General features: G+C 62.4%; 12 protein-coding genes, 1 tRNA gene and 1 pseudogene. 4 read left to right on the top strand and 10 right to left on the bottom strand.

Annotated features, from left to right (window positions below):
• Positions 1 to 54 precede the first annotated feature (54 nt).
• The 4 genes and pseudogenes from HGQ17_RS01140 to HGQ17_RS15805 all read left to right on the top strand — a co-directional run.
• Complete coding sequence (locus tag HGQ17_RS01140) at positions 55 to 279, top strand: hypothetical protein (RefSeq protein WP_168886123.1); 225 nt, start codon at positions 55 to 57, stop codon at positions 277 to 279.
• Entirely contained in the window at positions 260 to 2425 is a 2166-nt protein-coding gene (locus HGQ17_RS01135; protein ID WP_168886122.1) for a type IV secretory system conjugative DNA transfer family protein, read from the top strand. Before HGQ17_RS01140 ends, HGQ17_RS01135 begins: the two co-directional genes overlap by 20 nt.
• Before the next feature lie 217 nt (positions 2426 to 2642).
• Positions 2643 to 3464 (top strand): replication-relaxation family protein, encoded by an 822-nt coding sequence (locus HGQ17_RS01130; protein WP_168886121.1) that lies wholly within the window; start codon positions 2643 to 2645, stop codon positions 3462 to 3464.
• A pseudogene (locus HGQ17_RS15805) lies at positions 3461 to 4717 on the top strand (recombinase family protein); the annotation flags it as partial. The gene HGQ17_RS01130 and the pseudogene HGQ17_RS15805, both read left to right, overlap by 4 nt.
• A gap of 84 nt (positions 4718 to 4801) precedes the next feature.
• Here HGQ17_RS15805 and HGQ17_RS01115 read toward each other — a convergent pair.
• From HGQ17_RS01115 to obgE, 10 genes are all read right to left on the bottom strand, one after another.
• Positions 4802 to 5257, bottom strand: coding sequence for a hypothetical protein (locus tag HGQ17_RS01115; protein ID WP_168886119.1), 456 nt, complete (start codon positions 5255 to 5257; stop codon positions 4802 to 4804).
• 133 nt (positions 5258 to 5390) lie between these two features.
• A tRNA-Ala gene (locus HGQ17_RS01110) sits at positions 5391 to 5466 on the bottom strand.
• 51 nt (positions 5467 to 5517) lie between these two features.
• Positions 5518 to 5898 carry a ribosome silencing factor gene (rsfS, locus tag HGQ17_RS01105; protein ID WP_168886118.1) on the bottom strand — a complete coding sequence of 127 codons (381 nt, stop codon included), beginning with the start codon at positions 5896 to 5898 and terminating at the stop codon, positions 5518 to 5520.
• Positions 5899 to 5911: 13 nt separating this feature from the next.
• On the bottom strand, positions 5912 to 7153 hold the full coding sequence (locus HGQ17_RS01100; protein ID WP_168886117.1) for a hypothetical protein: 1242 nt from the start codon (positions 7151 to 7153) through the stop codon (positions 5912 to 5914).
• Positions 7150 to 7857, bottom strand: coding sequence for a nicotinate-nucleotide adenylyltransferase (gene nadD / locus HGQ17_RS01095; protein WP_407670733.1), 708 nt, complete (start codon positions 7855 to 7857; stop codon positions 7150 to 7152). The genes HGQ17_RS01100 and nadD overlap by 4 nt, the downstream gene beginning before the upstream one ends.
• Positions 7858 to 7865: 8 nt before the next feature.
• Positions 7866 to 8042 carry a hypothetical protein gene (locus HGQ17_RS01090; protein ID WP_168886116.1) on the bottom strand — a complete coding sequence of 59 codons (177 nt, stop codon included), beginning with the start codon at positions 8040 to 8042 and terminating at the stop codon, positions 7866 to 7868.
• 98 nt (positions 8043 to 8140) lie between these two features.
• Positions 8141 to 9226 carry a mechanosensitive ion channel gene (locus HGQ17_RS01085; protein WP_407670719.1) on the bottom strand — a complete coding sequence of 362 codons (1086 nt, stop codon included), beginning with the start codon at positions 9224 to 9226 and terminating at the stop codon, positions 8141 to 8143.
• A 187-nt stretch (positions 9227 to 9413) separates the two neighbouring features.
• A complete protein-coding gene (locus HGQ17_RS01080; protein ID WP_168886115.1) occupies positions 9414 to 10664 on the bottom strand; it encodes a glutamate-5-semialdehyde dehydrogenase in 1251 nt (416 codons plus the stop codon).
• A complete protein-coding gene (gene proB / locus HGQ17_RS01075; RefSeq protein WP_168886114.1) occupies positions 10661 to 11779 on the bottom strand; it encodes a glutamate 5-kinase in 1119 nt (372 codons plus the stop codon). Before proB ends, HGQ17_RS01080 begins: the two co-directional genes overlap by 4 nt.
• A complete protein-coding gene (gene obgE, locus HGQ17_RS01070) occupies positions 11776 to 13278 on the bottom strand; it encodes a GTPase ObgE (protein WP_168886113.1) in 1503 nt (500 codons plus the stop codon). The genes proB and obgE overlap by 4 nt, the downstream gene beginning before the upstream one ends.
• Positions 13279 to 13358: the final 80 nt, after the last annotated feature.

The raw sequence follows: 13358 nt of genomic DNA, 5'->3' as shown, positions 1-13358 counted from the left end.
ACCCCTCGGGTACCCCGATATCAACCCTTATGACCTGATGAAAGGAGGTCGCCCATGCACACCAACAACTCATCTCACCATCGCCGAGGTCGTGGTGGGCGACCCCCTCGGCAGGGCAACTACCCGCACAAACTGGCCCCGGTCTTCCACCGAGACATGGATCGCCAGCAGTTCGCCAAAGCCATGCTGCTGATCGCCTTCTACCACCACACCCAAGAGGACAGGGGCCAGGTCATCACCTTGGAGGAAGGAGGCTGCGATGCCGCTGCTGAAACCTAAAACCCACACCTGGGTGTGGCGCCAGCTGGTCTTCACCGGACCCGTCACACCCCAAGCAACTCGCGCGGTACTGGCTCAGATCGCAGCGGCTGTTCATCTCGGCGAAATCATCCTCGAGCTGCGGGCCACGAGTAATCACACCTGCTGGCTGTTGGCCACAACACCAGAAGCCAGCGCCGAGGTCTCCCGGATGCTCACCGGCCAGCTGGGCGTGCGCGTTGTCGAACAGCGTCAACCCCGCACTGCACCTGTTCTGAGCACGAAGTCGGTGATCTCCGGGAAGCGCCCGGTGCTGAATCAGGAGAAGGTTACTGCTGCTATCACCGCGCTGCACGCCGCCGTCGGCGGCCTGTCTGACGGTCAGCAGGCGGTACTGCAGCTGATGTTCGGGCGCCGTTACCCGGCCTATTCACCGTCTTCTGAGGCGCTGAGCCCGTGGCACAAGGCCCGTACCGGCCAACACGGGTTCGCAGTCCATCTGCGCCTAGCAGCCACCGCAGAAAGCCCCGAGCAGGCTCGTAGCGTCATTCGGCGGCTACGCTCGGCCTTGAAACTGCTGGAGACCCCGGGGGTGCAGATCGTGCTGACTGACGAGAACCCCCGGCTGATCCAACAAGGGATTCTGCCGCCACGGTGGTTGAACCGTCTCACCGCAGCCGAGGCCGCAGGGCTGACCGGCTGGCCGATCAGCGAGAACGACCAGATGCCCGGGGCAGGATCGATTCATCCTCGGCACCTGCCGCCACCAGCACACATCATCGACACCGACCGCATCATCGGGACCTCCTCGGCTGCTGGGTTCGAAGAGACCCGGGTCGGCATCCCGATCAAAGACGCTGCTCATGCCTGGCTGCTGGGCAAGACAGGCAGCGGCAAATCCACCACACTGCTGGGACTCATCGATGCCGATATCCGCGCCCAACGCTCCGTGCTGCTGCTGGACCCCAAGGGCGACATCGTCCAAGGAGCCGCAGGCCTACACCCCGAGGATACTGACCGGCAGATCATCGTCATCGACCCCTCCAGCGACCGCCCGGTCGGCCTGAACCCACTGGCTGGCCCCACGGGGTTGGCGGCGGTGCGGGCCGATAACCTGCTGGCGATCTTCGAAGGCCTCGATGAACGACCCTGGGGGGCCTCCACCCGGCAGGTATTTTCGGCAGCACTGCACACCCTGACGCGGGTTACAGATTCTCAAGGGCGTTCGGCGACGCTGCTGTGGCTGGTGCCGCTGCTGACCGACACAGGCTTCCGGACCCGAGTGCTCAAGCGTGTGGATGACCTGACGGGCCTGGAGGACTTCTGGAGCCAGTACGAAGCCAAGACTCCTGCCGCCCAGCAGTACGACATCGCCCCGGTGCTGCGGCGGATCCATCCGCTGCTGCTGCGCCGTGGCCTGCGGGCCATGCTCGGCCAGCCAGAGCCGCGCTGGAGCCTGAACACCTTCTTTACTCAGCCCACCACCATCCTGTGCTCCCTGAACAAAGGACTGCTGGGAGCTGAGACCGCCCGGCTAATCGGCAACCTGCTGGTCTCGATGATCTGGCAGCAAACTTTGGCACGGCAGAGCGTTCCCGCCGAACATCGTCGGCCGGTCTCGGTGGTGATCGATGAAGCCCACGACTTCCTCTCCAGCTTCTCCGGCGACATGGCCGAAGCTCTGGCGATGGCCCGCAGCCTGCGAACAAATTTTGTACTCGCCACCCAGCAGATCGACGGTCAGCTCAGCCCGCAGATGTATTCAGCGATCTCCTCGAACTGCCGCAACCAGATCATCTGGGGTACCTCGCCCAAAGATGCTGCAACCCTGGCCAAGTACGCCGATGGCCTAGATGCCCAGGACTTCATTCAACTGCCGAAGTATCACGCCCAGGCCAATCTGCTCCACAACGGACAAAGCACCGGCTGGATGACCCTGAAACTAAACCCCGGCCCATCACAGGTCACCGATCCGGCGAACGTAATTGCGACTGCTGCCCAGCTGTACGGGCAGCCCATCACCGAGGTGGAGAAGGACATCGCCGCGCTGAGTGCTCCGGCTGCTGCTGTGCCTTCTGGTGGGGCGGGGTCGGTGGAGGAACCCGCTAGGGCTTCCGACGACGATCCCGAATCTCAGCCGCCAGTTTTTGGCAGGAGGCACCCATGAGCAACATATTCAGCCGCAGATGCAGAGGACGCCTCGGCAGACATATCGGTGCACGCTTCGCGTTGCTGACACGGTGTCTGCATCGCCGGTGTGGTGCCGAAGATGCCCCAGAGGTGCATATGACTAACCCCCTTTACAGGGGTCACCATGTCCCGCACCCACCGCCGGGGATGAGCCCGAGGTCGCAACCATCCGCGCAGTGGAAGGAGGGGATGAGATGAGCCGCCGCATGCCCGCAGAACTTGACCACCCCATCCATGCTGAACTGCTCGAACTGGTGGTCAGGTTCCGGTTCTGCACGACCAAACAGCTATCCCGGATCACTGGGCATCACTACGGCAGTTCCCGCTCGGCAGCACGCCAGACCGCCCGGCACCTGAAGTCCCTGCAGCACCACGAGCTGCTCCAGTCTGTAGGACGCCGGGTCGGAGGTTGGCAGCGTGGCTCCACTCCGGCCATCTGGTCACCGACCACCCGGGGTCACCGGATCATCACCGGCAGCAGCACCCGGCAGCGTCCCGATGCGCTCTCTACCGACTTCATCGACCACACCCTGGCCGTGACCGAAGTCCACACCCTCGCCGCCGAAACCCTCCGGCAAACCCCGGAACTGCAACAGCTGGAGGTCACCGGAGAACCAGACTGCTGGCGCAAGCACCTCATCGGCCTCGGTGCCGTCCAGACACTGAAGCCCGATCTGGAAGTCCGCGGCCTGACCAACACCGACGAGTTCGCCTACTTCATCGAGGTCGACATGGCCACCGAGAACCCCGGCCGCGTGGTGAAGAAGTCCCAGGCCTACCAGGCTTATTGGCGCAGCGGAGAAGAGGACAAGCGTCACGGCTTCTTCCCGCTGGTGCTCTGGCTGGTCCCCGACACCAAGCGCGCCGACTCCCTGAGGCGCCACATCGGTGCCGAGAAGAGCCTGGCCAAAGAGATGTTCCGCGTCATCACCTGGGACCAGCTGACGCCACTGCTGCGGGACGGGCTCACCGGACTAGACCCATCAACATCACCCAAAGGAGAAACCACCCCATGAGCAATCAACGAGAAAACCACAACACCGCCGCACCTCAAGAGACTGTGGAAAACCGCAGTCTGCCTGGTGCGAACCCTATGGACTTAAACGCCCAAAAGAGCGTTAATGGAACCATGGACAGTACTCTAAACAATTTAGCCCATGACGGTGAAGAGACGCAGGGATTCGACGCGCTCCGCACCAATAACACCGCTTCACCAGCCGGTCAGGTCAGCTTCAATCTGGCCCCGGCGAAGGCGGTGTCCTATGTGCGCGTCTCCACCCAGGAACAGGCAGCTGGGGGTCGCACCGGCGATGGCTTCAGCATCCCGGCGCAGAAGGAATACAACCAGGCCAAGGCCCACACGCTCGGGGCACTGGTCGCTAAGGAATTCGTCGACCGCGGGGTCTCTGGCACCACGCTGAACCGCCCGGCCCTGAAGAAGATGCTCCAGTACCTCGAAGAGGAGCAGGGCAAGGTCGACTACGTCATCGTGCACAAACTGGACCGTCTGGCCCGCAACCGTGAGAACGAAGTTACGCTGATGAAAATGTTTAATCAGTACGGGGTCAAGCTGGTCTCGGCCACCGAAACCCTGGACTCCTCACCCTCAGGGCAGATGCTGCAGGGCATCCTCTCCAGTGTGAACCAGTGGTACTCACAGAACCTCGCCAACGAGGTTCAGAAGGGGATGAGCACTAAAGCCAAACAAGGCGGCACCCACCACCGGGCGCCCCTGGGCTATCTGAATCACCGGGAGTTCCACGACGGGCACGAGACTCGCACCATCATCATCGACCCCGAGCGCCGCCACCTGATCACCTGGGCTTTCAAGCAGTACGCCACCGGAGAATGGACCACCGAATCCCTGGCAGAAGAACTCACCCGCCGAGGCCTGCGCACCCGTGCCACACCTAAGCGACCCTCACGGGAACTGGACCGCAAATCCGTGCAGAACATCCTGCGCAACCCCTACTACATCGGCAAGGTCTCCTATAAAGGAGTCATCCATGACGGCCAGCACCCACCCCTGATCGATGCCAGTACCTTCCAGCAGGTCCAAGACATCATGGGCAGCAAACTCACCGGCGAACGCAGCATCAAGCACGAGAACTACCTGAAATCCACACTGTGGTGCCAGTGCGGAGGCCGCATGATGCTCAGCATCTCCACCGGCAGCAAAGGCACCCGGTACCCATACTTCAGCTGCGGCAACCGGGCCAGCAAGAAGCGGGGCAACTGCCGAGCACGCTCCATCCCCGTCTGGTACGCCGAGCAGCTGATTCAGCAGATCTATGACCAGCTGTCCCTGACCACCGAGTTCCGCCAGAACCTCGAAGCCCTCGTCCGTGAAGCATTAGCCCTGATCAAGGCCTCCACCTTTGAGGAGCGCAGTCTGCTGGAGAACCAGCTCAAAGACACCGAGGACAAGCAGCGCAAACTCCTCGAGGCTCACTACAGCAACGCCATCCCCATGAAGCTGCTCACCGAGCAACAAGCAAAACTCGAACGACACCACGCCGACATCACCCGGCAACTGAGTACCATCACCGCAGATCTCGATCACGCAGAAGCCCAGGTCATCAAAGCACTCGACCTCGCCGAGAACTGCGGAACCACCTACCAGCAGGCCCCCGAACCGCTGCGCCGCATGCTCAACCAAGCCATCTTCGAAAAGATCATCGTCTACACCGACGAAACCGACGGCACTCACACCCTCGAAGCCCACCAGCACCAGGCCTACGACCTGCTCCTCGGGGCACAAACCCGCCAAACCGTCGCCCAGGCGGAACAGGCCAAGGAGGCCGCTCAAACGCCCGCAAACGGCGGACAGCAGCCCGACACGGCGGCAAAAAATAAAGAGCCCGCTCTCTCGAACGGGCTCCTCACCTCGGTACTAAACCAAAACCAACTTGAACACGTCTTGGGTGTGTCCAAAGGTCTAATGGTGGAGGTAACGGGACTCGAACCCGTGACCTTCTGCATGCCATGCAGACGCGCTACCAGCTGCGCCATACCCCCATATTTACTTGTTCGTTGCCTTGAGTTTCCCCCGTTGGCAACCCCTATACATTACACCTGATTTTCCTCTTCAGGCAAATCGAGCTCCAGCTTCGGGACATCTGCGTAGAGACGGTCCAGTCCGTAGACGGCACGTTCCTGCTCATGCTGAATATGGATGACCATATGCCCGTAGTCCAGCAGAACCCAGGTGCCTGAGTCACGGCCCTCACGGCGCAGCGGTGCGCTGCCGTGAATCTCCTTAAGCTTCAGTTCCACCTCGTCACAGATTGCCGCAATCTGACGTTCCGAGGGCGCAGAGCAGACCAGGAACGCATCAGTGATGCCCAGCCTCTCCCCCACGTCATAGCTGAGGATATTGGTGGCCAATTTATCGGCTGCAGCTGCCGCGGCAGTCTTCAGCTCGGAAAGTACAGTCTCAGGAACAGTCATAGGGCCAATCAGTCTAGAGCACCACAAAGAAAATGACCGCCGCAATGGCTGCCACCAGCAGGATTGCCAGGATAACCACCAGCCAGACCAGGACATTCTGCCGGTCGGCCTGACGAGATGTGGCATCGATCATCTTATTCAGATCCAAGCCATGCGCGCCCTGGGCGTGCACCGGTTCAATCTGTCCGGTGAAGTAGTCCATTTCCTCCGGATCGATCTCCAGGGAGTCGCGGACCATCTTCTCGGTCAGGACCTGAGATTCGGGACGTTCAAGACGACGACGCCGCGCCTCCTTCTCTTCCTCGGCCCTCTGCTTGCGGAACCGCTCCTGATTGGCCTGCATGGCCTTGGCTGCCAATGCCTGCTGTTTCTTCAGCAGTTCGGGGTCAACCTTATTGGGATCCTCGATCTTGGCGATCTCCGCCTGGGTGGCGTCAATCTCAGCCAGCAGCTCAGGGCTCATCGGCGGGATGGATTGGGTTTCGCGCAGCAGGCGACGTTCCCGACGGGAGGAGGGTTCATCCTCGGACTCCTCTTCATCGGAGTCCTGGGCGGGATCAGTTTCGGGCAGCCCAGTGTCTTCAGATGACTCAGGCTCTTCAGATGGCTCAGTGTCTTCAGACGACTCAGTGCCGAAGGAGTCGAAGTCGAAGTCGTCGTCATCCTCAACATCTGCCTGGTCTTCGGGCGCGCTCTCAATCTCTACTGCTGAGAACTCCTCGGCCTCGGGGTCTACTGCCTGGAGGTCATCGACATCGGGTTCTTCACCGTCTGCAACCTCTTCTTCGGGCCGAGCTGGCTCATCCTCGGGCTCGGGAGGTTTCGGCAGGCTCAGCGCCGGAACTTCCTCGGGCTCCTCATCGGTGATGGCGGTGATGACCTGGGTGGCGTCATCGTCCGGGTAGGCAATCTCCTCATCGGCATGCTCACCGGGCTGTTTCGCCTCAGTCTCATCTGCCTCCGGCTCTTCTAGGTCTTCTGGCTCATCGGCGCTCTCCGGCTCAACAGGGGCGTCATCGCCCTCTGCTGCGGTGGTGTGCTCTACGGCCTGGGCGAGCTCCTGCTCCGCGGCGTGATCCTCGGGTGATTCTTCTTCGGAGGACTGCGCCTCCTCGGCACCCGGGTCTTCCTCGGGCTGCTGAGCGGCTAGTTCCAGCTCACGACGACGGCGAAGCTCCTTGCGCGAGACAGGCAGGTACCGCGCACGGAGATCATCTCCGCCCGCTGCATGCTGCTCCGTAGTGTCTGCACTCATGAGGAAGCCTCCTGGTTGTTGTCCTCCATGGTATGCCCAGGTGAGGTGCTCAGTGTGTTAACCCCGGTGGGTGTGCCTGAATCTGGCTGGTAGAGCCGATGCTTGGTGATGTACTGGACCACTCCATCAGGGACGAGATACCAGACGGGTTTGCCGGCACGGCCCCGGGCTCGCAGATCCGTGGAACTGATCGCCATCGCCGGGATCTCCATCAGCGAGATGTTTTCGGTGAGTCCGAAGTCCTCGCTGCGGTAGCCGGGGCGGGTCACCGAGACGAAATGGGCCAGTTCCCACAGTTCACTGACGTTCTTCCACGACATGATCTGCGCCATCGCATCTGCCCCGGTGATGAAGAAGAGATCTGCATCTGGGTACATCCTGTGGAAGTCCCGCAGGGTGTCGATGGTGTAGGTCTTGCCGCCACGGTCGATATCCACCCGGGAGACTGAGAACCTCGGATTGGATGCCGTGGCGATCACCGTCAGGAGGTAGCGGTGCTCAGCCTCGGTGACGTCCCGGCCCGCTTTCTGCCAGGGCTCGCCGGTGGGGACGAACACCACTTCATCCAAACTGAATTCGGCAGCCACCTCGGAGGCTGCCACCAGGTGACCATGATGGATGGGATCGAAGGTCCCGCCCATGATGCCGATTCGACGGCGGTGCCCGGTGGGTGCAGTGGTGGTGAGCGGTGGGGTCAAACTGATGAGTTTCGTCAGTGGTGGGCCTGAGGGTCAGCAGGCAGTTCCTTACCCTTGCTGGCGAAGCCGAGGGTGATCAGCAGGCTGAGCATCAGGATGGCGAAGATGCCGACGCCGTAGATCCAGGCGGCCATAGGCAGCTCGTAACCGTTGTACTCATCAGCCAGCAGTGCGAGAACGGGCAGGTTCATACCTCTCCCTTAGGACGTTGTGACAATATCTCGGTTCAGTCTACAAGGTTACGGCCCTGTTCTGGCCGCTCCCCGCCGGACTGCCGCCGATATTGCCATCAGCTGGTTCCCTCGCCGCTGGGCGTCGGAGTCTCGGCGGTGCGCTCCCACTTCTTCAGCTGACGGGCTGCGGCATCTCGTCCGCCGAGGCCGAAGTCCAGGGCCGCGGCCAGGGAACCGCCGACCACCAGGGCACCGAAGGCGAGGTTGATGATGGAGTCGGCGATTCCCATGAACTGCAGGCCCATGGCGATGAACAGGACCAGGGTTCCGTACCGGATGATTTGGCTGGCTGTGCCGGATCCGACTGTGCGTGCCAGCAGATTGGCGATGAAGAAGCCGACGCCGATGATCGCTGCGCCGAAGAGCACCCGACCACCGAGGGCCAGGACTTCGTTGAGAATGGCTGTGACCTCTGGGAAGTTCAGCGCTCGGGCAGCCATGATGGCGAAGAAGAGCACGATGGCGACATGACCCACCTTCGCCAGGATGGCCGAGACGCTGGAGCGCTGCGGCTCAATGCCCAGTTCAGCGGCCAACCGGTCGGCACCGATGATCGCTGGAATGGTGTTCAGGATGATGTTGAGCATCTCAGTCGCCGGATCAGAGATCGCGGAGATTCCCATCACCTGCAGTGCGGCGATGGCCACTACGATCACGATGATCGCAAAGACCAGATTGGCGATTGTCGAGGTGATCCGACGGTTGGTCTCGGCAGCTCCGGGAGAATGTCCACCCTGCTCAGCCTCTGTGGGCTGGGGCGGGGCTGAGGCGCTGTGCGCACCGGTACCCTGTGGGGTTCGCTGGGCTGCCGCCTGAGCGCGGCTGATGAGGCCTGCGAAGTTCACCCGGCCCACAGTGGCCTCGATCATCTGTTTGACGATTCGTGCGATCACGAAGCCGATGAAGAAGATGACTCCGGCGGCAATGATGTTCGGCAGGAAGCCCAGGGAGATACGCAGCAGCTCCTGGACGGGGTGGAGAATTTGCTCCAGGGCGAAGACTTGGAGGATCGCGACCAGGCCCAAAAGCCAGATCAGCAATCCGGCGATCTGCCCGAGAGCGTCACCGAGGGATTCTCCCCTGTCTTCTCCGCGCTGCAGGATCGGGACTTTGGTGACCAGTTTTGCTACTGCCCATTTCACGAGTCTGGCTGCCAACCAGGTGACCGCCAGAATCACCAGGGCGATGACGATCTTCTCCAGCAGGCCAAGCCAGTCCTAGTCGCCGAAATCCATGGTTGCTCCTTCTGTCGCCAGCACCAAATATCAGCAGACACGTGATAGCCGATATCGTACACGCAGTGAGCAACCTCACACCAGGGTTAATGGATCAGCGGATTTGCCCCTCCCCGCGCACAATCCATTTGGTGGTGGTCAGTTCTGCCATCCCCATGGGGCCGCGGGCATGCATCTTCTGAGTGGATATCCCCACCTCAGCGCCGAGTCCGAACTGGCCGCCGTCGGTGAACCGGGTGGATGCGTTGACGATGACGGCTGCGGCGTCGATCTCTGCGATGAATTTCTCCGCATTGGCCACTGAATCAGTCACGATGGCCTCAGTATGTCCGGTGGTGTGCCGGCCGATATGGCTGATGGCCTCCTCAATGGAGTCCACCACACCCACTGCAACCTCAAGTTCGTTGAACTCGGTGCCGTAGTGAACTTCGGTGACCTCATCGGCGCCGTTGTGTTCGGCGGGAAGCCATTGACGGGCCCGGGGATCGAGGTGAAGCAGGACGTCGTCCTTGGCCAGGGCAGCCAGGACTTCCCGCCCGGCTTCGGCGGCCTCAGCGTGGAAGAGAACTGTCTCGGCGGCATTGCAGACACTGGGTCGGGAGACTTTTGCGTTATGCACAATGTTTCGGGCCAGCTGGGGGTCGGCGGAGGCATCCACGTAGATATGGACATTGCCCTCGCCTGTCTCGATGACCGGGACTTTGGCATTGGTGACCACATGTTGGATGAGTTCCCCGCCGCCGCGCGGGATCAGCACATCCACACTGCCGCGGGTGGTCATCAGCTCGGTGGCGCCCTCGCGACCATAGGGATCGATGGTCTGGACTGAATCCACCGGCAGTCCCGCCTCGCGCAGGGCTTCGCGGATGACGCTGATGAGCAGCTCATTGGTGGATTGGGCGGCGGAGCCGCCACGGAGAATGGCAGCATTACCTGATTTCAGGGCCAGGGCCGCGATATCCACGGTGACATTGGGGCGGGCCTCGTAGATCGCGCCGATCACCCCTAGGGGCACAGTGGTCTGGCTCAGCCGAAGACCGTTGGGAAGGGTGCGGCCCTGAACCACTCGGCCGATGGGATCCTCCAGGCCGATGATCTCCTCGACGGCGGCGGCTAGGGATTCGACCCGGCTGCTGTCCAAACGCAGACGGTCCTGCAGGGACTTGGAGAGCCCGTTCTCCCTGCCCCGGACCAGGTCCTGCTCATTGGCTGTGATCAGTGCGCTGGTGGATTCGCGCAGGGCCCCGGCGATCAGCTGCAGTGCGTGGTCCTTATGCCGGCGGGTGGCCCGCCCCAGGGGTCCTGCCGCACTGCGGGCACGGCTGCTGGTCTCTGCAATACTCATCGGTGAACCTCCACTCGGGCCATGTCATCAGTATGAATCACGGGGCGCTGATAGTCCTCGCCGAGCTCCTCGCCCAGTTGCGCAGTCTTCTTCCCCTGCATCTGCCGAGTCTCCGAGGCGGAAAAGGAGGTCAGCCCACGGGCCCGGACCTCCCCTGCGGGGTCCCGGATTTCGACGACGTCACCTGCTTCGAATTCCCCGCCGACGGAGGTGATTCCGGCCGCCAGCAGTGAACGGCGGTCCCCGATGACGGCTTCGACGGCGCCGTCGTCGATGGTGATGCTGCCCTGGCTGTTGGCCAGATGTGCCAACCAGGCAGAGCGTGCTCCGCGGCGTTTACCTCGGGGCAGGAACAGGGTGCCGATCTCCTCGCCGTCGAAGAGCGCCGGTGCCTGTGCGGCTGAGGTCAGCCGGGCAGGGATGCCATTGGCGGTGACCAGCTGGGCGGCCTCCACTTTGGTGGTCATACCACCGGTGCCGATACCGGCCCGTCCACGTGGGCCGAGGGTCACCCCTTCGAGGTCCTCGGGGCTGCTGATTCGGCTGATCCGTTTGCCACCCTCTGACGGGGGTCCGGAGTAGAGGGCATCCACATCAGAGAGGAGGATGATCCCATCGGCGTGGATGAGGTTCGCGGTCAGGGCCGCGAGCCGGTCATTGTCGCCGAAGCGGATTTCGGCTGTGGCCACCGCGTCGTTCTCATTGATGATGGGTACCACGCCTAGGGCAAGGAGTTTCTCCAGGGCCCGGAGGGCGTTCACGTAGGTTGAGCGGCGGATAAGGTCTTCCACCGTCAGCAGCAGCTGGCCGGTTTGGGCCCCGTGATGGGCGAAGGCCCGGGAGTAGTGGGCCATGAGTTCGCCCTGACCGACTGCCGCTGCGGCCTGCTGGGCGGCCAGATCATGCGGGCGGCGCTCCATCCGCAGTGGGGCCAGGCCCGCGGCGATGGCTCCGGAGGAGACGAGTACGACTTCGGTTCCGCGGTCGCGCAGTTTCTGGCAGGCATCTACCAGTCGGTTCAGGGATTGGACACTGATTCCGCCGTCGAGGGTGGTCAGGCTTGAGGAGCCGACTTTGATGACCAGCCGTTTGGCGGAGGTGATGTCGAAGTTCACTCCTGGTCCTCCGCGTAGAACACTTCCATCTCCTCACGCATCTGCCGTTTGGCGGCCCTGCGGTCGGCCTGTTCCTGTTTCTTCTCAGCGCGGGTGGGCCGGTGGCTGTCCTCGAATCGGAGGTCGCTGCCACGGGCGCCGAGATGTTCGGCCCCACCCATCATGGTCGGCTCCCAGTCGAAGACAACACCATCGGCTTCGGTGCCGATGACCACGGCATCCCCTGGGGTTGCTCCCTGGCCGAAGAGTTCCTCTTCGATGCCGATGGCGGCCAGGCGGTCGGCCAAGTATCCGACAGCTTCATCGTTGTTGAAGTCGGTCTGCTGGATCCAGCGTTCGGGTTTGGCTCCACGGACTCGCCACAGTGGTTGGGTGCCTTCTCCGGGGATGCCCTTCTCCTCGCGGGAGATGGTGAAGCCCTTGTCGTTGATGGCTGCGGGGCGAATGGTGACCGGAACCGGGGCTTCGGTGACTTCCTGGGCCTCGCGGGACTCTTCGACCAGTTGGGCCATGGCGAAGCTGAGCTCTCGGAGACCCTTGCGGGAAACAGCTGAGACTTCGAAGACTCGGAAACCCCGTTCCTCCAGGCTGCTGCGCACCATCTCCGCCATTGCTTCCCCGTCGGGGAGATCTGTCTTGTTCAGGGCCACCAGCCGGGGACGTTCGGTCAGCGGTGGGCCGTCATCGGCGGTATATGCGGCAAGTTCGGTTTCGATGGCCTCGAGGTCTCCGACGGGGTCACGGTCGGTCTCCAGGGTTCCGCAGTCCAGGACATGGACCAGGGCGGCACAGCGTTCGACATGCCGGAGGAACTCATGGCCCAGACCTTTGCCCTCGGCTGCTCCGGGGATCAGACCGGGCACATCGGCCACTGTGAATCGGGTATCGCCGGCTTCGACCACTCCGAGGTTGGGCACCAGGGTCGTGAAGGGGTAGTCGGCGATCTTAGGTCGGGCCGCTGAGAGGGAGGCGATGAGGCTAGATTTGCCGGCTGAGGGGAAGCCCACCAATGCGATATCGGCTACCGATTTCACCTCGAGGACGATTTCGGCTTCTTCACCGGGGGTCCCGAGCAGGGCAAATCCGGGGGCTTTGCGCTTCTTGGAGGCCAGTGCGGCATTTCCGAGACCGCCCTGACCACCGGTGGCGATCCGGGCGCGGGCTCCTTCTCCGACGAGGTCAGCCAGCACATTGCCTTTGGCGTCTTTGACCACAGTGCCTTCGGGGACCGGCAGCTCCAGAGTTTCGCCCTTATGGCCGTGGCGGAGTCCGCCCTGGCCCACTCCCCCGTTTTCGGCTCGGCGGTGAGGCCTGTGGTGGTAGTCCAGAAGGGTTGTGGTGTTGCGGTCCACGACGAGTTCGACATGCCCGCCGTCCCCGCCGTTGCCGCCGTCGGGGCCGCCCAGGGGCTTGAACTTCTCTCGGTGCACAGAGACACACCCGTTGCCGCCATTGCCGCCTGTTGCGTGCAGCACTACCCGGTCGACGAAATGTGCCATGCCTGGGCCTCCTGAAGTCAGTGTTTCTTGGATACTAAAAGACCCCGTCAGCTCATCGCTGCGGGGCCTTCTAGATGAAT

The organism is Nesterenkonia sedimenti (genome assembly GCF_012641515.1).
GTDB lineage: Bacteria > Actinomycetota > Actinomycetes > Actinomycetales > Micrococcaceae > Nesterenkonia > Nesterenkonia sedimenti.
The sequence above is the reverse complement of the archived record's forward strand: the minus strand, read 5'-3'. Positions and strand labels throughout refer to the sequence as shown.